The 20,552-nt window shown below is 73.0% G+C and carries 19 protein-coding genes and 1 pseudogene; 10 read left to right on the top strand and 10 right to left on the bottom strand.

What is annotated here, in order from left to right; all coding sequences use genetic code 11:
• The first annotated feature begins 50 nt into the window (after positions 1-50).
• The gene (locus tag ACWC24_RS03630; protein WP_450661185.1) at positions 51-1,193 is read left to right on the top strand and encodes a M23 family metallopeptidase; all 1,143 of its coding nucleotides are present in this window, start codon (positions 51-53) and stop codon (positions 1,191-1,193) included.
• Between the two features lie 12 nt (positions 1,194-1,205).
• Here ACWC24_RS03630 and ACWC24_RS03635 read toward each other — a convergent pair whose 3' ends face one another.
• Entirely contained in the window at positions 1,206-2,210 is a 1,005-nt protein-coding gene (locus tag ACWC24_RS03635; protein ID WP_450661417.1) for a glycoside hydrolase family 26 protein, read from the bottom strand.
• 461 nt (positions 2,211-2,671) lie between these two features.
• On the opposite strand from ACWC24_RS03635, the gene ACWC24_RS03640 reads away from it, so the two are divergent.
• Positions 2,672-2,875: a cold-shock protein gene (locus ACWC24_RS03640; protein ID WP_152891085.1), complete on the top strand. Its 204-nt coding sequence runs from the start codon at positions 2,672-2,674 to the stop codon at positions 2,873-2,875.
• Positions 2,876-3,021: 146 nt separating this feature from the next.
• Here the strand turns inward: ACWC24_RS03640 and ACWC24_RS03645 are convergent, their stop codons facing one another.
• The 3 genes from ACWC24_RS03645 to ACWC24_RS03655 form a co-directional block, all read right to left on the bottom strand.
• Entirely contained in the window at positions 3,022-3,405 is a 384-nt protein-coding gene (locus ACWC24_RS03645) for a hypothetical protein (RefSeq protein WP_450661186.1), read from the bottom strand.
• A 115-nt stretch (positions 3,406-3,520) separates the two neighbouring features.
• Positions 3,521-5,224 (bottom strand): DEAD/DEAH box helicase, encoded by a 1,704-nt coding sequence (locus ACWC24_RS03650; protein ID WP_450661187.1) that lies wholly within the window; start codon positions 5,222-5,224, stop codon positions 3,521-3,523.
• Positions 5,225-5,377: 153 nt separating this feature from the next.
• Positions 5,378-5,581, bottom strand: a complete 204-nt coding sequence (locus ACWC24_RS03655) for a cold-shock protein (RefSeq protein ID WP_030379203.1) — start codon at positions 5,579-5,581, stop codon at positions 5,378-5,380.
• Between the two features lie 637 nt (positions 5,582-6,218).
• On the opposite strand from ACWC24_RS03655, the gene ACWC24_RS03660 reads away from it, so the two are divergent.
• Positions 6,219-6,422, top strand: a complete 204-nt coding sequence (locus ACWC24_RS03660; RefSeq protein ID WP_030379203.1) for a cold-shock protein — start codon at positions 6,219-6,221, stop codon at positions 6,420-6,422.
• A gap of 88 nt (positions 6,423-6,510) precedes the next feature.
• On the opposite strand, the gene ACWC24_RS03665 is transcribed toward ACWC24_RS03660, so the two are convergent.
• Positions 6,511-7,995 (bottom strand): hypothetical protein, encoded by a 1,485-nt coding sequence (locus ACWC24_RS03665; protein WP_450661188.1) that lies wholly within the window; start codon positions 7,993-7,995, stop codon positions 6,511-6,513.
• Between the two features lie 21 nt (positions 7,996-8,016).
• On the opposite strand from ACWC24_RS03665, the gene ACWC24_RS03670 reads away from it, so the two are divergent.
• Positions 8,017-9,285, top strand: a complete 1,269-nt coding sequence (locus ACWC24_RS03670; RefSeq protein WP_450661189.1) for a molybdopterin-dependent oxidoreductase — start codon at positions 8,017-8,019, stop codon at positions 9,283-9,285.
• Positions 9,285-9,761: a hypothetical protein gene (locus ACWC24_RS03675; RefSeq protein ID WP_450661190.1), complete on the top strand. Its 477-nt coding sequence runs from the start codon at positions 9,285-9,287 to the stop codon at positions 9,759-9,761. Before ACWC24_RS03670 ends, ACWC24_RS03675 begins: the two co-directional genes overlap by 1 nt.
• Positions 9,762-9,946: 185 nt before the next feature.
• Here the strand turns inward: ACWC24_RS03675 and ACWC24_RS03680 are convergent.
• The 3 genes and pseudogenes from ACWC24_RS03680 to ACWC24_RS03690 form a co-directional block, all read right to left on the bottom strand.
• Positions 9,947-10,444 (bottom strand): annotated as a pseudogene (locus ACWC24_RS03680) (class I SAM-dependent methyltransferase); the annotation flags it as partial.
• Positions 10,441-11,058, bottom strand: coding sequence for a TIGR04282 family arsenosugar biosynthesis glycosyltransferase (locus tag ACWC24_RS03685; protein WP_450661191.1), 618 nt, complete (start codon positions 11,056-11,058; stop codon positions 10,441-10,443). The pseudogene ACWC24_RS03680 and the gene ACWC24_RS03685, both read right to left, overlap by 4 nt.
• Complete coding sequence (locus ACWC24_RS03690; protein WP_450661192.1) at positions 11,055-11,822, bottom strand: glycosyltransferase family 2 protein; 768 nt, start codon at positions 11,820-11,822, stop codon at positions 11,055-11,057. Before ACWC24_RS03690 ends, ACWC24_RS03685 begins: the two co-directional genes overlap by 4 nt.
• Before the next feature lie 103 nt (positions 11,823-11,925).
• Here ACWC24_RS03690 and ACWC24_RS03695 point away from each other — a divergent pair, with 103 nt between their 5' ends.
• Together ACWC24_RS03695 and ACWC24_RS03700 are read left to right on the top strand one after the other, a co-directional pair.
• Positions 11,926-12,855 (top strand): response regulator, encoded by a 930-nt coding sequence (locus ACWC24_RS03695; RefSeq protein ID WP_450661193.1) that lies wholly within the window; start codon positions 11,926-11,928, stop codon positions 12,853-12,855.
• Between the two features lie 3 nt (positions 12,856-12,858).
• Positions 12,859-13,971, top strand: coding sequence for a sensor histidine kinase (locus tag ACWC24_RS03700; RefSeq protein WP_450661194.1), 1,113 nt, complete (start codon positions 12,859-12,861; stop codon positions 13,969-13,971).
• A gap of 83 nt (positions 13,972-14,054) precedes the next feature.
• Here ACWC24_RS03700 and ACWC24_RS03705 read toward each other — a convergent pair whose 3' ends face one another.
• Positions 14,055-15,062 (bottom strand): NAD-dependent epimerase/dehydratase family protein, encoded by a 1,008-nt coding sequence (locus tag ACWC24_RS03705; RefSeq protein WP_450661195.1) that lies wholly within the window; start codon positions 15,060-15,062, stop codon positions 14,055-14,057.
• Between the two features lie 414 nt (positions 15,063-15,476).
• Here ACWC24_RS03705 and ACWC24_RS03710 point away from each other — a divergent pair, with 414 nt between their 5' ends.
• Positions 15,477-16,220: a flavodoxin family protein gene (locus ACWC24_RS03710; RefSeq protein ID WP_450661196.1), complete on the top strand. Its 744-nt coding sequence runs from the start codon at positions 15,477-15,479 to the stop codon at positions 16,218-16,220.
• A gap of 15 nt (positions 16,221-16,235) precedes the next feature.
• Here the strand turns inward: ACWC24_RS03710 and ACWC24_RS03715 are convergent, their stop codons facing one another.
• The gene (locus tag ACWC24_RS03715) at positions 16,236-17,279 is read right to left on the bottom strand and encodes a PucR family transcriptional regulator (protein WP_450661197.1); all 1,044 of its coding nucleotides are present in this window, start codon (positions 17,277-17,279) and stop codon (positions 16,236-16,238) included.
• Positions 17,280-17,532: 253 nt separating this feature from the next.
• On the opposite strand from ACWC24_RS03715, the gene ACWC24_RS03720 reads away from it, so the two are divergent.
• Together ACWC24_RS03720 and ACWC24_RS03725 are read left to right on the top strand one after the other, a co-directional pair.
• On the top strand, positions 17,533-18,153 hold the full coding sequence (locus ACWC24_RS03720; protein WP_450661198.1) for a hypothetical protein: 621 nt from the start codon (positions 17,533-17,535) through the stop codon (positions 18,151-18,153).
• A 79-nt stretch (positions 18,154-18,232) separates the two neighbouring features.
• The gene (locus ACWC24_RS03725; RefSeq protein WP_450661199.1) at positions 18,233-20,314 is read left to right on the top strand and encodes a flotillin family protein; all 2,082 of its coding nucleotides are present in this window, start codon (positions 18,233-18,235) and stop codon (positions 20,312-20,314) included.
• Positions 20,315-20,552: the final 238 nt, after the last annotated feature.

The raw sequence follows: 20,552 nt of genomic DNA on the forward strand, positions 1-20,552 counted from the left end.
TGCGCGGCCACCTCGTGGGACGAGGGCCTTTGGCGTCCGACGATCGGACAATGCGACGAGACCACTCCCGACGACTCCTGTCCCGCGCCGGCGTGGCCCTGGCCGCGCTCCTGTTCGCACTCTTCCCGATCACCACGTACGCCGACAGCCGAGTGCCGGCCCACGCCGACAGCCGTCCCGAGGCGCCGGACGAGAGCCGCCCCCGCGGCGCGTTCGACCGGCTGCTCGACTCCGCCGCCCGGCAGACCGCGGCCTACGAGAAGGCCCGCGCGCGTACCGACCGGCTGCGGGTCCAGGTGAACCGTCTGCGCACCGAGGCGAAGGAGGCGGAAGCACGGGTCCGTACGCCCGCCCGAGAGGCGGGCACCGTCTCCCGTCCGGCCCCGGGCACCATGTCCCGTACGGGTACTGACCCGGACACCGGCGGTGGTACGGGCGATCTGCCGGACGGCGACCTCGGCGCCGGCTTCCCGGCCGCGGTCCCCACGGGCCTGCCCACCGCGTTCCCCGCCGACCCGTCCACTGCCGTACCGACCGCTGCCCCCACCGCGGTCCGCACCGCCGCACCCACCACCACGCCGGCCGCCGTGCCGGGCGAGGCGGCCGACGTCCGGGAGTTGCGCGCCGCCCTCGGCCAGGCGGTCACCCGGCTGCACGCGGCCGAGCGCCGCCGGGCCGGCATCCGCAGCAGGCTGTGGCGGGAACTGGCGGCGACGCAGCCCGGTCTGGGGCGTCCCGCGGCCGACTGCGCGCCGGGCCGCCGCAGCCACCGACCGCACCACGCCCCGACCGGCTGGGTGACGCCGACCAGCGACTACTGGCTGTCGGCCGGGTACGCCGCCCCGGGAGGCCGCTGGCGGCACCGCCACACCGGTCAGGACTTCGCCGTCCCCACGGGCACCCCGGTGCACGCCGTCGGACCCGGCACGGTCGTCCTCGTCTCCTGCGGGGACGGCTTCGGCAACCAGGTCGTCGTCCGGCACCGCGACGGCTACTTCACCCAGTACGCGCACCTGTCCCGGATCGACGTGCGCCCCGGCCAGCGGGTCGCCGCGGGCCAGTACCTCGCAGCCTCCGGCGCCACCGGCAACGCCACCGGCCCGCACCTGCACTTCGAGGTGCGGGTCACCCCCTACCTGGGGTCGGCGGTGCCCCCGCTGCCCTGGCTGCGACGACACGGCGTACGCCTGTGAGGTCCGGCCCGCTCACCGCGGTGCGCGGTCGTCCCCCAGCAACGAGCGGTAGACGTCGGACGCCTCCGGATTGCCGGGACAGCGCCACACCCCGTGCGGGCAGTAGTCGCTGATGGTCTGGTAGAGCGGCCGCTGCCGGGCGAACCAGTCGAGCATGCCGCGCATGTACGCGGGGTTGTCTCCGTTGCGGTACAGCCCCCACTCGGGGTACGAGACGGGCTTGCCGTGCGCCCGCGCGAACCGTACCTGGTCGCGCAGGCCGTACGGCTCCGTCACCTGCTGGGCGAAGGAGAGCCCCCCGGGCTGGTCGTAGGCGTCCATGCCGACGATGTCGACGACGTCGTCCCCCGGGTAGCAGTCGGTCCAGGGGACGGCGTCCCGGCCCCGGCTGGGCGTGAAGTCGAACCGGAAACGCTGGCCGGGCACCGACCGCATCGCGGTGACGACGTTTCTCCAATATTGCTGCCAGGCCCGTGGGTCGGGGCCGCAGCGGTGGGTGTAGGTGTCGCCGTTCATCTCCCAGCCGAGCACGACGACCGTGTCCGGGACGCCGAGGCGGACCAGCCGTTCGGCCAGCGTGCGGAAGTGCCCGTCGTAGCGGCCCGCCGCGCCGCGGCGCAGTTCGGTGCGGACCACGTCGTCGGACAGATGTGCTTCGGTGCGCTCCAGCATCGGCACGTTGAGCACGAACAGCCGGTCGGGGCGGGCCCTGCGCCAGCGCGCCCACAGCTCCAGATAGCCGGGGGCGCCCTCGATGTTGCTCCACCGGTCGCCCGGCAGATACACGTGCCCGACCCGCGGTGCCGACGTCCGGCCGAGCCAGGCTCCGAGCTGTCCGACCCGGCGGACGCCGTCGGAGCCGTACCCGAGGTAGGCGCCGAAGGCGGGTTGCGGTCCGCCCGGGGGGCGGGAGGGCTCGGGGCCGGGTTCGACCGAGGGCCGGGCCAGCACGCTCAGCGTGGCCAGCACCGTGACGGCGACCAGGCCGACCAGGGACCTGCGGTACATCCCGTCCATGGTCACGGGGCCGCCTTCCTGCCGACGGTCCCCGACGAGTGGGGTGGGACCGGGCGGGGTCATGATGGCCCACTCACGGCTGCCCCCGGGCGGCTTCCGGAGGCAGGGCACCCGAACCGGTGAAATTTCAGCCGTCAAATGTTGAATGCCGAGCATCCGGTGATCGGACGATGGGCGCTCGGACATCAAATGATCAAGCGATCGGACGTCAAACGAGCAGGTGTCAAACGTCAAACGTCAAAAGTCGTACAGAAATCTGCACAACGGGCTGGAAATCGGGTTCCGTGCTACGGTCGAAGAGAGTTGCGGTCTTGGTTCCCAGGCATTTCGAGCCGCACGGCCGATTCGGTTCGGCGGTGCGTCTCCGAATTATCCGGTATCTCCGGGCAGGGCAATCATCTCGGCGACGTGGAGAAATCGCGCGGTGTGATTTCTCCGGCAGGCCCTGAAGGAGAATGTGTATGGCTACCGGAACCGTCAAGTGGTTCAACTCGGAAAAAGGTTTCGGCTTCATCGAACAGGACGGCGGCGGTCCGGACGTCTTCGCCCACTATTCGAACATCGCCAGCCAGGGTTTCCGTGAACTCCAGGAAGGTCAGAAAGTGACCTTCGACGTCACGCAGGGCCAGAAGGGCCCGCAGGCGGAGAACATCCGCCCCGCCTGACGCGGAGCACGAGGCAACCCCAGAACGACCGAGAGCAAACGAGAACGACCGAGGACACCGGCCCGGAAAGCGGGGACGCTTTCCGGGCCGGTGTCTTTTCCCGCGCAGTTTCCGGGACCTACGGGACTCTTTCGGGGGCTTTCCGGCTACTGGTCGGAGTAGCCCATGTCCCCGATCGTCCAGGCGCTCACGTCCTCCAGCGCCACCCGGTACATGCCGCCCGTGTCGGGGATGCCGAAGCTGCCCTGGAGGATGCGCGCGACATGGAAGTGGAGGTGGGTGGGCCGGACCGCGCCCCGCGGCGGCTCGTCGTCGCCGGTCCCGGCGGACGACGTGAACGCGGCGGCGAAGTGCGCGAGTTGCGCGGAGTCCCGCAGCACCTCGGCCACCCGTTCCTTCCACAGTGCCTCGGGGGCCAGCCGGCCCGTGATGACGGCGCCGGGGACAACCACCGTGAGCGACATGCGGCTGCTGTGTTCCGACTCCACCATCGCGGCGATGCCGACAAGCAGATCATCAGGGTGTGACATGGCTGAGGAGCCTAGTCCAACGCACCGGGATCGACAGGGACAAAACGACGGGCCGGCCGGTCCGGGAGTACCGGAGCGGCCGACCCGTGGGACCGGATGGCTCAGCCCGTACCGGTCAGCGACCGCCGCCCTGGGCGGAGGAACGACCGCCGCCCTGACCGGAAGCGCGGCTGCCGCCCTGGGCGGAGGAACGACCGCCGCCCTGGCCGGAGGCGCGACCGCCGCCCTGCCTGGACGAGCGACCGTCACCCTGCCCGGACGAGCGGCCGCCGCCCTGGGCGGAGGAACGGCCGCCGCCCTGGCCGGAGGCGGGGGTGGAGGCGCTGCGGCGGGCGGCCTGGCCCGGACGGCCGCGCCCACGGCCGCGACCGCTCCGGCTTCCGGTTCCGGTTCCGTTCCCGGTTCCGGTTGCGCCCCGGCGCGCCGGGGCGCCGCCCTGGGGGCGTTCGACGACCGGGGGCGTGAGGACGACGGGCACGCCCGAGGGGGCCTGGGCGCCGGTGATCCGGTTCAGTTCGGCCTCGCCCGAACGGACCCTGGTGGTCTGCGGGGTGATCCCGGCGTCCGCCATCAGCCGCGTCATGGCCCGGCGCTGGCTGGGCAGGACCAGCGTGACGACGGTGCCCGACTCGCCCGCGCGGGCGGTGCGGCCACCGCGGTGCAGGTAGTCCTTGTGGTCGGTGGGCGGGTCGACGTTGACGACGAGGTCGAGGTTGTCGACGTGGATGCCGCGTGCCGCCACGTTGGTGGCCACGAGCACCGTCACCTGGCCGTCCTTGAACTGCGCCAGGGTGCGGTTGCGCTGGGGCTGTGACTTGCCGCCGTGCAGGGCCGCCGCGCGGACACCGACCGCCAGCAGCTTCTTGGCCAGCCGGTCCGCCGCGTGCTTGGTGTCCAGGAACATGATCACTCGTCCGTCGCGGGCGGCGATCTCCGTGGTGGTGGCGTGCTTGTCGGTCTCCTCCACGTGCAGCAGGTGGTGCTCCATCGTGGTGACGGCGCCCGCGGACGGGTCGACCGAGTGGACCACCGGGTCGTCCAGGTAGCGGCGCACCAGCAGGTCGACGTTGCGGTCCAGGGTGGCCGAGAACAGCATCCGCTGGCCGTCGGGCCGGACCTGGTCGAGCAGCGCGGTCACCTGCGGCATGAAGCCCATGTCGGCCATCTGGTCGGCCTCGTCGAGGACGGTGATCGCGACCTGGCTCAGGTCGCAGTCGCCCCGGTCGATGAGGTCCTTGAGGCGCCCGGGTGTCGCGACGACGACCTCGGCCCCGCCGCGCAGCGCGGAGGCCTGCCTGCCGATCGACATGCCGCCGACCACCGTGGCCAGGCGCAGCCGCAGCGCGCGGGCGTACGGGGTGAGCGCGTCGGTGACCTGCTGGGCCAGTTCCCGGGTGGGCACCAGGACCAGGGCCAGCGGCTGGCGGGCCTCGGCCCGCCGGCCGTTCATCCGGGCCAGTACGGCGAGACCGAAGGCGAGCGTCTTGCCCGAGCCCGTGCGGCCGCGGCCGAGGACGTCCCGGCCGGCCAGCGAGTTGGGCAGCGTCGCCGACTGGATCGGGAACGGCGCCGTGACGCCCTCGGCGCCGAGCGCGGTCAGCAGCCGGGCGGGCATGTCGAGCTCGGCGAACTCCTCGACCGGCGGCAGCCCCTCGGTGCGGGTGACCGGGAGCGCGAACTCCGTGGGCCGCGCCGGGGCGGCGCCGGTACGACCCTTGGGTCCGCCGCGGCCGGTGTTCCTGACCGACCGGGACGAACCGCCGCGGGAGCGGGCGGAGCCGGTGTCGGTGCTGTACTTCTTGCGAGCTGTGCGGTCCATTCAGAACCCTTCCTCGATGCGGCACGAATCGAGGAATTCCGGTCGTCGGCGTCGGGCCGTACGAGGATTCGCAAGAATTGAGCCGGAGTAAATGCAAATGAGCTGGGACCCGCACAAAAGAGTGCGGGTCCCAGTCATTGGTACGCGTATGCGTCAGGCGGGAACGATGTTCTCGGCCTGGGGGCCCTTCTGGCCCTGCGTGACGTCGAAGGTGACCTTCTGGCCTTCCTGAAGCTCACGGAAGCCGGAGGTGGCGATGTTCGAGTAGTGGGCGAAGACGTCGGCGCCGCCACCGTCCTGCTCGATGAAGCCGAAACCCTTTTCCGAGTTGAACCACTTCACGGTGCCAGATGCCATATTGAATCTCCCTTGAGGCATTGCCCGGAGTCCGCACTGCGCGGATCCGGAGTCGCAGCGATGGCAAACAAAAAGAGTGCTCGTCGACGGGAGGTCGGGAGAGCACTCGAGGTCTCTGGTAACCAAAACTGCAACTGCTATCACGTTAGCACAGGTCGGGACAGACTGCCCATGTGTTTTTCCTTTCACTCGGGCCGCTCCTCAGGGGTGCCGCAGGGCGGCCCGGCGGGGGCGTGGGGCGGGTGCGGTGGGGGTGAGGTGGGGGTGAGGCTCCCCGCCGTGCGGAGTACGCCGGCTCCGGCCGGAGGCCCTCGCCGACGGCGTTTCCATGATCATCGCAATGGCCGACCGCCGACTTCGGGGTCGAGCGGTCCCGTGCGCACCTCCCTGCCCGTGCCGCGTATCCGTATCGCCGGAAAAATATATTCGGATAATTTCCGGAGTCGCTTTCGGGTGCGGCGGGGTATGCCGCGGCAATGTCTGCGGGTTTTCGGATTGTGCCGTGCTACGGTTCAGCTCAATTGCGGCTGTGATTCCCAGAAAAGTGCCGGTTCCTTCCGGGCGGGGCAATCATCACAGCGGCGCGAGGCGCGCACCGTGCGGGCTTCCGGGTACTGCCCCGTAAGGAGATATCGACATGGCATCCGGCACCGTGAAGTGGTTCAACTCGGAAAAGGGTTTCGGCTTCATCGAGCAGGACGGTGGCGGCGCCGACGTCTTCGCCCACTACTCGAACATCGCCACCTCCGGCTTCCGTGAGCTTCAGGAAGGCCAGAAGGTCACCTTCGACGTCACGCAGGGCCAGAAGGGCCCCCAGGCCGAGAACATCGTTCCCGCCTGACGCATACGCGTACACGTACTGTTCGGCTCGGGTCCGCACCTCGTCCGGTGCGGGCCCGAGCCGTTTTTCCCGACCGGGCCACAGGCCGTCACCAGCCCGTCAGCAGCAGGTGGTTGAGGAGCAGGGCGAGGGCGGCCTGCGCGGTGAGCCAGGCGCGGGGATGCGGCAGCAGGGCGCAGCCCGGCAGGATCCACAGCGCGAACGGGAGCCAGATGCGTTCCGTCTCCGCCTTGCTCATCCCGGACAGGTCGGCGAGGAGCAGGGCCAGCACGGCGGTCAGGGCGAGCACGGCGAGGCGGGCCTCGGCGGCGGCCGCGCGGTCCGGTGCGGGCCGGAACCGATGGTGCCGCACGAGTGCCGTGCCGGCCCGGTTCAGCCCCGCCGCGCTCGCGAGGCCGACGACGAGGACGGTGCAGGCGAGGTTCGCCCACACCCAGTAGCCGTAGGGCCGGATGCCGCCGACGCCTTCGTGGTAGCGCCTGATCAGCAGGTGGTAGGCCTCCCACCAGTCGAAGCCCGCGAGGGTGAACACGACCGGGGCGACGGCGAGACCGACGAGCAGGAACGGGAGCGCCCCGAGCCACGGCCGGTACCGGGCCCCGGGCCGGCCCCGGCCCCCGGGCCGGAGCAGGTCGCCCGCCGCCACCAGCGCACCCGCCCCGATCAGCGCGAACAGCACGAGCCCGTACGAGAGATAGCAGGTCAGGCCGAACAGCAGGCCGGAACCGAACGCCGCGGCCCGGGTCCGGTGTCCGGTCGCCGCGAGCGCGAGCAGGGCCACCGCCCAGGCGGCGACCGCCGCGAAGTAGCCGTCGGCCGAGACACCCACCCACACCGCGGCCGGGGCCAGCACCACGAACGGCGCCGCCCGCCGGGCGAGGTCCTCGTCGGCCAGCAGTCGCACCGCGATCAGTACCGCCACGCACGCCGTGGTGCCCACGGTGATGCACCAGGCCCCCGCCCAGCCCCCGCCGGCCAGGCCGATCCGGTCGAGCAGCACAAAGGTCAGCGTGGCGCCCGGCGGATGTCCGGCGATGTGCGCCGGCCAGGGCGAGGGATCGCCGCTGAGGATGTGGCCGTCGAAACCGCGCAGGGCGGCCGGGATGTCCTGGAAGCGGTCGATGACCCGCAGGTACTCGTTGCGGGTGGTGAGCCGGCCGGCGACACCCCGCTGCCAGCCGTCGACCAGGGCGAGCGACCAGGTCCAGGCCAGCGCCGTGCCCCAGGCGGTGGCGAGCAGGGGCCGCCAGCGCAGCCGGACGGCGGCGACCGGCCCGTACGCCACCACGGCCGCCGCGACCGCGAGCGCGGCCGGGGTACCCGGCCCGACGTGCGGGTCCCACTCGGCGAACACCGGCGGCCAGTGCACGAACAGGGTGTGGTGGGCGTTCTGGATGTGGCGGCCGACCAGCACGGCCACCAGGACGAGGAGGGCGGCGGCCAGGGCGGCGCCGAGGTCACGGAGGCGAACGGGGATCACGCCGGGAACGCTAGGCCGAAAGGCCGCACGGGGGGTCACACCGGGCCGGGACGTCAGCGTTTCGTCATGAGTCGCGACCCCTTCCGGCGTCATGTCCCGGCCTACGGTCGGGACATGACCGACCAACGGTTCCCCTCGTCGCCCGGATTCTGGCGCAGCCCTGTGCGCGGCCCCTGGTTCACGTCCGTGCTCGGTGTCGTCCTGCTCGGCGGGATCACGCTGATGTTCGTGACCGGGCTGCTGTCGTACGCCGCGTACAACCCGGACCTGTCGCCGGTGAACGACACGACCCCGGACAAGGGGCTGCTCGGCTTCTACCTCTTCTCCTGGCCGGCCGGCCCGGTCTGGCTGTACCGGCTCACCCAGGGCGTGCACGTCACGCTGGGGGTCACGCTCGTGCCCGTACTGCTGGCGAAGCTGTGGTCGGTCGTGCCCCGGCTGTTCGCCCTGCCGCCCGCTCGGTCCGTCGCGCACGCGCTGGAGCGCCTCTCGCTGCTCCTGCTGGTCGGCGGCGGGCTCTTCGAGTTCACGACGGGCGTGCTCAACATCCAGCTCGACTACATCTTCCCCGGCTCCTTCTACCCGTTGCACTTCTACGGGGCCTGGGTGTTCTTCGCCGCGTTCGTCGCGCACGCCGTGCTGAAGACGCCCGCGGCGGTGCGCAACCTGCGCCGGATGCGGGCCGGCGAACCCGAGGCGACGGCGGAGGGCGGCACGGGCGTCGAGGAGGGCGACGAGCTGGTCACGCCGGATCCCGCCGAGCCCACCGTGTCCCGGCGCGGCGCCCTCACCCTCGTCGGCGGCGGGTCGGCGCTGCTGCTCGTCACGACTGCCGGGCAGAGCCTCGACGGGCCGCTGCGCGAGACCGCGCTGCTCGCCCCGCACGGCGGCGGGGAACCGGGCAGCGGTCCCGGCGGCTTCCAGATCAACAAGACGGCCGCGTACGCGGGCATCGACCCGCGCGAGACCGGCGCCGACGCCTGGCGGCTGGTCGTCACGAGCCGCACCGGCCAGATCCGGCTGAGCCGCGACGACCTGCTGCGGCTGCCCCTGCACAGCTCGGCGCTGCCGATCGCGTGCGTCGAGGGGTGGTCGACGTCGAACCAGTGGTGGCGGGGCGTGCGGCTGCGCGATCTCGCCGCGCTGGTCGGGCACGACGATCCGACGGACGTCCTGGTGGAGTCGCTCCAGCGGCACGGCGCCTTCCGCCGGTCCGCCCTGCGCGCCAACCAGGTGGGCGACCCGCTCTCCCTCCTCGCCCTGTTCGTCAACGGGGAGGACCTGACACCCGACCACGGCTACCCGGCGCGGGTCATCGTGCCCGCGGCTCCCGGTGTCCTGAACACCAAATGGGTGGCCCGGATGACGTTCGGAGACCTCTGATGATCCCGCGCTCGCTGCTGCCCGACCGGTTCACGCTCGGCAGCCCCCTGCAACTGCTGCTGCTCGTCTGCTCGTTCGCCCTGGCCGGGTACGCCGGTGTGCGGCTGCTCGCCGGCGGTGACACCTGGTGGCAGGTGGTGCTGTGGTTCGTCGGCCTGGCGCTGCTGCACGACCTGGTGCTGCTGCCGCTGTACTCGGCGGTGGACCGCGCCCTGATCGGGCCGGCGGACCGCCGTCGCGCACACGTGATGTACGTCCGGGTGCCCGCCGTCCTGTCCGGGCTGCTGCTGCTCGTGTGGTTCCCGCTGATCAGCGGCCGGGTGGCAGAACGCTACCTGTCCGCCACCGGGCGCTCCGCGGACGGTTTCGCGGCGCGCTGGCTGCTCGTCACGGCCGTACTGTTCGGCGGCTCGGCGCTGCTGTTCGTCCGGCGGCTGCGCAGGGCGACGAAACAGCGGCCGCCGGTGGCCCACTGAGCCTCGACGCGCCAGCCCGCCGGCTCCGCGTACCGGACCAGGGCCGGGGTGCCCAGGCGGGCCCAGGGGAACGGGGTGCCTGCGCCGCCCTGGGCGCCGGCGAGGTGGACGATCCGGACATGGGCGCGTTCGTCGACGTCCACCGGCACCGTCTCCGCGATCAGCAGACCGCCGGGGGCGACCAGGCGGGCCAGGCGGTCGAGGAGGGCCGCGGGGTCGCCGCCGATGCCGACGTTGCCGTCCAGCAGCAGGGCGGTGCCCCAGCGGCCCTCGTCGGGGAGCGGGTCGAACACGGAACGGCACAGGGCCCGCCCGCCGAGGCGAACGGTGTGGGCGACGGCGGCCTCGCTGACGTCGATGCCGAGCGCGGGCAGTCCGCGCGCGCCGAGGGCGGCGACCAGTCGGCCGGGCCCGCAGCCGACGTCCAGGACGATGCCCTCGCAGCGTTCCAGGACGGCCAGGTCGGCGGCGTCCGCGGCCGCGCACCAGCGCTCCACCTCCAGGGGCAGCAGCCAGCCGTCGGTGCGGCGCAGGAAGAGGGGGCCGTGACCGGCGTCCAGGGCGTCGGCGTAGGCGGTGGCGGACCAGGAGGGCGGTACGTCGTCGAGGAGGGCGCGCGGCCGGCGGCCCGGCCGGGCCGTCCCGGTGTGCGTCGGCGGGGCGAACTCGCGGGAGGTGCTCATCGGCCGGCGACCGCCCGCAGCCGGCCCAGTTCCGCGGCGAAGCGGCTGTGGGGCGCCGCCCCGGCGACGGCCTCGGCGTCGTGGACGGTGTCCACGTCCCGCAGCCGGGGCAGCTCGCCCACCCGCAGTCCCGCGGCGACCAGTCGGCGGCGCTGGACGGCGCCCGTCGTCGGCTGTGACATCGGCACCCCGCGCAGCAGCGCCGGGTCGGGCCGGGTCAGGCCCAGGGCCCAGAAACCGCCGTCCTCGGCGGGGCCGAACCAGGCGTCGTGGCCGGTGAAGTCCACGGTCAGCAGCCCGGGTGTCACCTGCGGGGTGTCCATGCCGATCAGCAGGGCCGGGCCGGTGCATCCGGCGAACGCGGCGGCCAGCCGTTCGTCGAGGCCGCCCGCGCACTGCGGTACGACGTCGAAGCCGGGCGGCAGCCAGGGGCCCGGCCGACCCTCCAGGACCAGCACACGGCGCCGCGCGGGGGCCGCCGCCACGGTACGCAGGGTGTCCACGAGGGCGGCCTCGGCGAGCCGGGCGGCCTCCTGAGGGGTGAACGGCGGGGTCAGCCGTGTCTTCACCCGCCCCGGCAGCGGTTCCTTGGCGATGACGAGAAGGGTGGTCACTGGGGGGTTCCTCCTTGGTGCGAGGAAAGCGGGCCGGGGGTGTCGCGGCCCGCTGCCGAGGGGCCGTCCGGGCGCGGCAGCGGCGCCTCGGCCAGTACGCGGCGCATGTCCCGTACCGCCTGCCAGGTCCCGCGCCAGGTCCCGGTCACCTTCGAGGCGCCGGTGCGCGGCAGGTAGGGCACGTCGTGCTCGGTGACCCGCCAGCCGGCGTCGGCGGCCCGGACCACCATCTGCAACGGGTACCCACTGCGGCGGTCGGTGAGCATGAGCTCCAGCAGCGAGGCGCGGCGCGCGGCCCGCAGTGGGCCGAGGTCGTGCAGGCACAGGCCGGTGCGGCGGCGCAGCATCCGGGACAGCGCGAGATTGCCGGCGCGGGCGTGTGCGGGCCAGCTGCCCCGGCCCTGCGGGCGGCGCCGCCCGAGCACCAGGTCGGCCTCGCCGGACCGTACCTCGCGGACGAAGGGGACGAGCAGCGACGGGTCGAGCGAGGCGTCGCAGTCGCAGAAGCACACGACGTCCGCGGTGGCCGCGGTCAGCCCGGCGTGGCAGGCGGCGCCGAACCCGCGGCGCGGCTCGTGCACGACGGTCGCGCCGAGGCTGCGGGCGAGCTCGGCCGAACCGTCCGTGGAACCGTTGTCCACGACGAGGGCACGCCAGCCGGGAGGGATGCGTTCCAGCACCCAGGGCAGGGCCCCGGCCTCGTTCAGGCAGGGGAGCACCACGTCGACGTCCGGTGGTGTGGGAGAGGTCGTCACGCTCTTCACCCTACGGACGCCAAAGCCGCAAATCGGGCGTCGGTTCCTTACGAAACACGGACGTCGCGGGCGGCGTACGGCACGGGCGGCCGCGCGGTGCGAGGCTGGCCGTATGGAGCAACAGCCGTACGGGCCGACGCGGACCGGGGCCGCCCGGGTCCTGGTCGTCGACGACGATCCCACCGTGGCCGAGGTCGTCTCCGGCTACCTCGACCGGGCCGGGTACGCCGTGGACCGAGCCGGGGACGGGCCGGCCGCGCTGGCCCGCGCCGCGGCGCACCGGCCGGACCTGGTGGTGCTGGACCTGATGCTGCCCGGCATCGACGGCCTGGAGGTCTGCCGCAGGATCCGGGAGCGCGGCCCGGTGCCGGTCATCATGCTCACCGCGCGCGGGGACGAGGACGACCGGATCCTGGGGCTGGAGGTGGGTGCGGACGACTACGTCACCAAGCCCTTCAGCCCCCGGGAACTGGTGCTGCGGGTGGAGTCGGTGCTGCGCCGCACCCGGTTCGCCGGAACCGGAGGGCCGGGCACCGGGGAGCGCCCGCTGAGCGCGGCCGGTCTGACCGCGGACCCGGCCGCCCGCCGTGCCACCAAGAACGGCACCGAACTCCCCCTCACCCTGCGCGAGTTCGACCTTCTCGCTTTCTTCCTGCGCCATCCCGGCCGGGCGTTCGGCCGCGAGGACCTGATGCGCGAGGTCTGGGGCTGGGACTTCGGCGATCTGTCGACCGTCACGGTCCATGTCCGCCGACTGCGCGGCAAGATCGAGGACGACCCGGCCAGGCCCCGGCTGATCCAGACGGTGTGGGGGGTCGGGTATCGCTTCGAGGGGGCCGGGGACGGGACGCAGGCCCGGACCGGCGCGGGATCCGGCGCCCGGTCCGGAACAGGGACCGGGGCCGGGGCCGAGCCGGGAGCGGTGACCGCTTCCGCGTCCGAACCCGCGCCTGCGCCGCCCGGGGTCGGTTCTGCGCCTGCGTCGCCCGGGGGCGGATCCGCGTCCGCGTCCGGGCCCGGTACGACGGCCGGAGAGGTGTGATCCGTGCGCGACACACTCCTCATCGCCCTGTTCGCCTTCCTCGGCGCCGCCGTCGCCGGTGTGCTGGGCGCGGCCGTGCTGTGGCTGATCCGACGGCGGTCGCTGACCGCGTCGCTCGCCGTCGTCGTCGCCGTGGCGGTGACCGCGATGCTCGCCGGGACGCTGGCCGTGGCCCGGGCGATGTTCCTGTCCACGCACGACCTGAGCGTCGTGACGACGGTCGTCGCGATGGCGGCCGTCGTGTCGCTGGCGGCCGCTCTGCTGCTGGGCCGCTGGGTGGTCGCCCGCAGCCGGGCGCTCACGCTCGCCGCCCGCTCCTTCGGCGACGGCGGCGAATTCGCCGCACCCGTCGGCCCTGCCACCGCCGAACTGGAGGCGCTGAGCAGCGAACTGGCGGCGACCAGCGCGAAGCTCGCCGAGTCCCGCGACCGCGAACGGGCCCTGGAGTCCTCCCGCCGGGAACTCGTCGCCTGGATCTCTCACGACCTGCGCACCCCGCTCGCGGGCCTGCGAGCGATGTCCGAGGCCCTTGAGGACGGGGTCGCCGCCGACCCGGTCCGCTATCTGCGCCAGATCCGCACCGAGGTCGAGCGGCTCAACGACATGGTGGGCGACCTGTTCGAGCTGTCCCGCATCCACGCCGGCGCCCTCGCCCTGACCACGTCCCGGATGTCGCTGTACGACCTGGTCGGCGACGCCCTCACGGGCGTCGACCCGCTCGCCCGCGAGCACGGCGTACGGCTCGTCGGCGGCCGTATCGAACCGGTGCCGGTGGAGGTGGACGGCAAGGAGATGAGCCGGGTCCTGGGGAACCTGCTGGTCAACGCGATCCGCCGGACACCGGCCGACGGCACGGTCGCGGTGACGGCCGAGCGGTCGCCCGAGGGCGTGGTGCTGTCGGTCACGGACGGCTGCGGCGGCATCCCCGAGGAGGATCTGCCGCGGGTCTTCGACACCGGCTGGCGCGGCACGCACGCGCGCACACCCCCGGCCGGAGCGGGCCTCGGCCTCGCCATCGTCCGCGGCATCGTGGAGGCCCACCAGGGACGGGCCGCCGTACGCAACATCCCCGGCGGCTGCCGCTTCGAGGTGATCCTGCCGACGGCCCCGGTCTGAGCGGGCCCGCACGGGCCGGTCCGGGCGGCCGGGGCCGGGCCTTTCATCCGGCGTCCCCGGCCGCCGGAACGGTCGGCCGACACCTATCCGGCGTCCCCGCGCAGCCGGGCCCGGGCGAATTCCCGCATTCCCTCCTGGAACCCGGTCCCGGCCTTCCAGCCCAGTTCGTCCCGCAGCCGGGTGGAGTCCGCGGTGATGTGGCGTACGTCGCCGAGCCGGTACTCCCCCGTGACGACGGGCTCGGGACCGCCGCAGGCCGCGCTGAGCGTGCGCGCCATCTCGCCGACGGTGTGCGGCTCGCCGCTGCCGGTGTTGTACGCGGTCAGTGTCCCCTCCCGGGGGGCGGCCGTGAGAGCGGCCACGTTGGCCGCCGCCACATCCCGTACGTGCACGAAGTCCCGGCGCTGCGCGCCGTCCTCGAAGACCCGGGGGGCCTCGCCGCGGGCGAGCGCGGAGCGGAAGAAGGAGGCGACACCGGCGTACGGGGTGTCGCGGGGCATCCGGGGTCCGTACACGTTGTGGTAGCGCAGCGACACGGCCGAACCACCGGTCGCGCGGGCCCAGGCGGCGGCCAGATGCTCCTGGGCGAGCTTGGTGGTCGCGTACACGTTCCGCGGGTCCGCCGGGGCGTCCTCGCCGACCAGTCCCGGCGTCAGCTCCTCGCCGCAGTGCGGGCACCGCGGCTCGAACCGGCCGGCCTCCAGGTCGGCTACGGCCCGCGGCCCCGGCCGCACCACCCCGTGCCGCCCGCACCCGTACCGCCCCTCGCCGTACACCACCATCGACCCGGCCAGGACGAGCCGTCGCACGCCCGCCTCGGCCATCGCCGTGAGCAGCACCGCCGTACCGAGGTCGTTGCGGGAGACGTACTCCGCCGCGTCGGCGAAACCCTTGCCCAGTCCGACCATCGCCGCCTGGTGGCACACGGCGTCCACGCCGGACAGGGCGCGCAGGACCGCCGCCGCGTCGCGGACGTCGGCGCCCGGTTCCGCGCGCACGTCGAACACGACGGCCTCGTGGCCGTGCTCCGCCAGCGCCTCGACGACATGGGACCCGATGAACCCGGCACCGCCGGTGACCAGTACACGCATGACCTGCACGCTAGGTCCCGGGTCCACGCCGCTCCAGCGCCACGCCGGGCACGTCACCGGCCGGTAAGAGCTCCGAACAAAAGTGGGGCCCGGCGGGCGGCGCCCGGCACGCGCGCTCGCGGCGTTGCCGAAAGGCCCTGGTAGCTCCGCTACAAGGACCTTCCGGCGCCTTGCGATCGCACGCACCGGACACCGCCCGCTGATCGGACCCCACTTTTGTTCGGAGCTCTAAGACCTGGCCCGGGACACTTCCGCCGCCGTGGCGCCGGCCGGGGGCCACCGCGGTCCGCGCCGGGAACAGGCTCCGTGTGCCGGTGCGTCGAGCCGACGAACGGCGCCTTCGCGCGAGACGCTGCTGCTGAGCCCGGCCCGGCCGCCGGGCCACCGCCTCCGTCCCCCCTGAGGAGCCCTGCCATGGCAGCGTCACCGTCCCCGGCCGCCCCCGCCGACGACGCGTACCGCTTCGACGACCTGACCGCCCTGTTCGTCAACTGCACCCTCAAGCCGTCGCCGCAGCAGAGCCACACCCAGGGGCTGATCGACAGAAGCCGCGCGATCATGGACGCGCGCGGGGTCGCCACGGACGTGATCCGGGCCGTCGACCACGACATCGCGACCGGTGTGTACCCCGACATGACCGAGTACGGCGCGGCCGTCGACGCCTGGCCGGCGCTCTACGAGCGGGTGATGGCCGCGGACATCCTGGTGCTGGCCGGACCGATCTGGCTCGGCGACAACAGCTCGGTGACCAAACGCGTGATCGAGCGCCTCTACGCCTGCTCCAGCCTGCTCAACGAGCAGGGCCAGTACGCCTATTACGGACGTGTAGGCGGCTGTCTGATCACCGGCAACGAGGACGGCGTGAAGCACTGCGCGATGAACGTCCTCTACAGCCTCCAGCACCTCGGCTACACGGTCCCGCCGCAGGCGGACGCGGGCTGGATCGGCGCGGCCGGACCGGGACCGTCGTACCTCGACCCGGGTTCGGGCGGCCCGGAGAACGACTTCACCAACCGCAACACCGCCTTCATGACCTGGAACCTGATGCATGTGGCGGCGCTGCTCAAGCGGGCCGGGGGCATCCCCGCGCACGGCAACCAGCGCTCCGAGTGGGACGCGGGCTGCCGCCTCGACTACGCCAACCCCGACTACCGCTGACCGGGCCGGACCGGCTCACAGGGCGGTGGCCGGCCAGTCCAGCAGCCGGGCGCCGATGACCGCGGTCTGGAGCATGTAACGGTGCGCCGGGGAGGCCGGATCGGCACCGGTGAGCTGGTGGATGCGTTCCAGACGGTACGTCAGGGCGCGCACGCTCAGCGACAGCCGCCGTGCGGCCTCCGCGGCGACGCAGCCGCAATCGAAGTAGACGGTGAGGGTGTCGAGCAGGGGCTGCGCGCCGCCGCGGGCGGCGGTGAGCGGCCCGAGCGCGTTCAGGACGAGGTCGGCCATGGCCTGCCGGTCGCGGGTGAGGACCGGGTAGACCAGCAGGTCGGCGGCGCGCAGGACGGGCCCGTCGAGCTGGAGGCGCTCGGCCAGTTCGAGGCTGTTGAGCGCCTCCTCGTAGGACTGTCTGATGCCGCCGGGGCCGGGCTGGGCGCGGCCGATCGCGATCCGCCCGCCGTCCGTCGCCGCGTGCGCCTGCCGGGCGAAGTAGGTGAGCACCTCGTCCTGGTCGCCCGGCGCGACGCACAGCAGCCGGCCGTCCTTCGTGGTGAACAGGACGCTGCGGTCGCCGAAGCGGCCGACGAGCGCCTGCTCCACCTGGCGCGCGGCCGGGGCGCCCTCGTCGTAGGCGGCCGGTCCCTGGGCGACCGCGACGGCGTGCGTGTGGGACAGGAGCAGGCCGAAGCGTTCGGCGCGTTCGGCGAGCCGCCCCAGGTTGCTGCGCCCGTGCAGCAGGTCGTCGATGAACTCCCGGCGGGCGGCCTCCTCCTGGCGTACGGCCAGGCGCTGGGCGCGTTCGTAGCCCTCGGCGAAGGCGTCGACGGCCTGGTGCACGGCGGCGAGGGTGCTCTCGGCCGTGCGGGGGGTGCCGGGCCAGGCGGCGCGGGTGGCGGCCAGATGGGCGCCGACCAGGGCACGCAGTCCGTGGCCGGACTCGGCGGCCCGTTCGCCGAGGGCACGCCGCGCCTCGATCTCGTCGCGGGTCAGCCGGCGGCCGGATGCCGCGACATCCGCCAGGAGTTGGGTGTACCCGACCAGATACTGCTCGGACATCTCCCGTTCCGACACCCTGCCCCCCGCCTTCTTGACGCCTCGGTGACGTGTCCCTGACGCCGACCGGCAGCAAGACCCTAGTGAACATTGCCGGAGACCGGCAATGCGCGGAGCGTTCATGGAGTTGCACCATGGTCGCAGGGGAGCACCACGGACGGTTTCGGTGCCGGACACCGGCAAGGTGTCCGGCGTCCGTACCCGGTGGGGAGCCGCGGCGGGGGGTCGCCGCGGCGGGCGGAGCGAGGGAGGGGACATGCAGGCGTTTCTGACGGCCGTCACCGGCTTTCCGACGCTGCTGTTCACGTCCGCCCTGGTCGTGGTGGTCCTCTTCTGGCTCCTGGTCGCGTTCGGCGCGGCCGAGACGCACGGTTTTGACGCGCACGCCCACGCGCACTTCGACGGCTGGGGGCTGGGCGGGGTGCCGGTGACGGTGGCCTTCTCGCTGCTGACGGCGTTCGCCTGGTTCCTCAGCCTGTGCGCCGCCGTTCTGCTGGAGCCGCTCGTGCCGCCGGGCGTGCCGCGGGTGCTGGGCGGGGTGGCGGTGCTCGTCGGCGCCGTGCTGCTCGCCCGGTGGCTCACCCGCCTCCTGGTGCGCCCGCTGCACCGGCTCATGCCCGACGAACGCGCGCCGTCCCGGCTGGACTTCGTCGGACTGACCTGCACCATCCGCACCGGGCGGGTGGACGCCCGCTTCGGTCAGGCGGAGGTCGCGGCCACGGACGGCTCGACCGCGCTGGTCCAGGTCCGCCAGACCGGCACCGACCCGCTGGGCAGCGGCAGCACCGGCCTGCTGTACGCCTACGACGACGTCGGCGAGTTCTTCTGGGTCGCGCCGTACGACGCGGCGCTCGACCCGCGGGGCGACCGGACCTGAGGCCTGCGCGCCCCGGCCCCGCCGACCATCTCACGCCTCACGCTTCACCTCTTTCTCTTACGCCTCAAGGACGTATGCCATGGATGCCATCACTGTGGGCCTCGCCGTGCTCGTCGCCGTTGTCCTCCTCGTCGCGGTCGCGTCGCTGTTCATGATCAGCACGCTGTTCCGCAAGGTGGAGCAGGGCCGGGCGCTGATCATCTCCAAGACGAAGAAGGTGGACGTCACCTTCACCGGCGCCGTGGTGCTGCCCGTGCTGCACAAGGCCGAGTACATGGACATCTCGGTGAAGACGATCGAGATCCGCCGCACCGGCCGCGAGGGTCTGATCTGCCAGGACAACATCCGGGCCGACATCCACATCAGCTTCTTCGTCCGCGTCAACAAGACCGTCGAGGACGTCATCAAGGTCGCGCAGGCGATCGGCACCCAGACCGCCAGCGACCCGGCGGCCATCCAGGACTTCTTCGCGGCCAAGTTCTCCGAGGCGCTCAAGACGGTCGGCAAGCAGCTCGACTTCGTCGACCTCTACACCAAGCGCGAGGAGTTCCGGGACCGGATCATCCAGGTCATCGGCACCGACCTGAACGGCTACCACCTCGACGACGCGGCGATCGACTTCCTGGAGCAGACGCCGATGTCGCAGCTCGACGCGGCGAACATCCTGGACGCCCAGGGCATCCGCAAGATCACCGAGCTGACGACGGTCGAACACGTGCGGACCAACGAGTTCCAGCGCACCGAGGAGAAGGAGATCACCCGGCAGAACGTCGACGCCCGGGAGACCATCCTGGAGCTGGAGCGCCGGCAGGCCGAGGCGGAGATCAAGCAGCGGCGCGAGGTCGAGACGCTGCGGGCGCGCGAGGAGGCCGCCACCGCGAAGGTGCAGGAGGAGGAACGCCTCGGCGCGCAGGGCGCGTTCCTGCGGACCGAGGAGCAGCTCGGCGTCCAGCGGGAGAACCAGGCCCGGGAGATCGCCGTCGCGATGAAGAACCGCGAGCGGGTCATCGCCGTCGAGAACGAGCGGATCGAGAAGGACCGTCTGCTGGAGGTCATCGCCCGGGAGCGGGAGACCGCGCTGTCGGCCATCGCCAAGGACAAGGAGGTCGAGGCGGAGCGCCGCGAGGTCGCGGACGTGGTGCGGGAGCGGATCGCCGTGGACCGTACGGTCGCCGAGCAGGAGGAGGCGATCAAGAAGCTGCGGGTGGTCGAGGAGGCCGAGCGGACCCGCCAGTCGGTGATCATCGCGGCCGAGGCGGAGGCCCAGGAGAAGCTGGTCAAGGACATCAAGGCGGCCGAGGCCGCGGAGGTGGCGGCCCGGCACCGGTCGGCCGAGCAGCTGACGCTCGCGGAGGCCCGGCTGAAGTCCGCCGATCTCGACGCCCGCGCCAAGCTGCGGCTCGCGGAGGGCGTCCAGGCGGAGACGGCCGCGGCCGGCCTCGCCGAGGTGCAGGTCCGCGACAAGGAGGCCGAGGTCGTCGAGAAGGCCGGGCGGGCCCAGGCCGTGGCCACCGGGGCGCGGATGCAGGCGGAGGCGGAGGGCACCGAGGCGCTGCTGCGGGCCGAGGCCGAGGGCGCGCGGGCCAAGGCGCTCGCGGAAGCCACCGCGATCGGCGAGAAGCTCAAGGCCGAGGCGGCGGGCCTGACCGAGAAGGCGGCCGCGATGGCGGCCCTCGACGACGCCTCGCGCGGTCACGAGGAGTACCGGCTGCGGCTCCAGGCGGAGAAGGAGATCCGGCTGGCCGGTCTCGACGCGCAGCGGCAGGTCGCCGAGGCACAGGCCACGGTGCTGGCCACCGGTCTGGAGCACGCCGACATCGACATCGTCGGCGGGGAGTCCGTCTTCTTCGACCGGCTGGTGAACTCGATCGCGCTGGGCAAGAGCGTCGACGGGTTCGTGGAGAACTCCGCGACGGCCCAGGCGCTGGCGAAGCCCTGGCTGGACGGGTCGTCGAGCTTCACCGACGACCTCGGCCGCATCCTCGGCCAGGTGTCCACCTCCGACGTGCAGAACCTGACGGTGTCCGCGCTGCTGATGCGGCTCATGAAGTCGGGCGGCGGCCCCCAGGACGTCCGGCTCCAGCAGCTCATGGACCGGGCCGGCGAGCTGGGCCTGTCCGACCTGCCGCTGGCCGCGCTGAACGGCGGCGTCCGGGTCTGACCGCCCGTGGGCCCGCAGCCGCCGCGCAGGGGACGGCGGCTGCGGGCCGCACCGCCCGAACGTCTCGAAGGGAACCCGACCCCATGGCAACCGGCCTGGACACCGCCGCGGACTCCGGCCCGAGGACCGCTTCTGACTCCGTCGCGGACTCCGGCCCGAGGACCGCTTCTGACTCCGTCGCGGACTCCGGCCCGAGGACCGCTTCTGACTCCGTCGCGGACTCCGGCCCGAGGACCGC

This window comes from Streptomyces sp. NPDC001443, assembly GCF_053597355.1.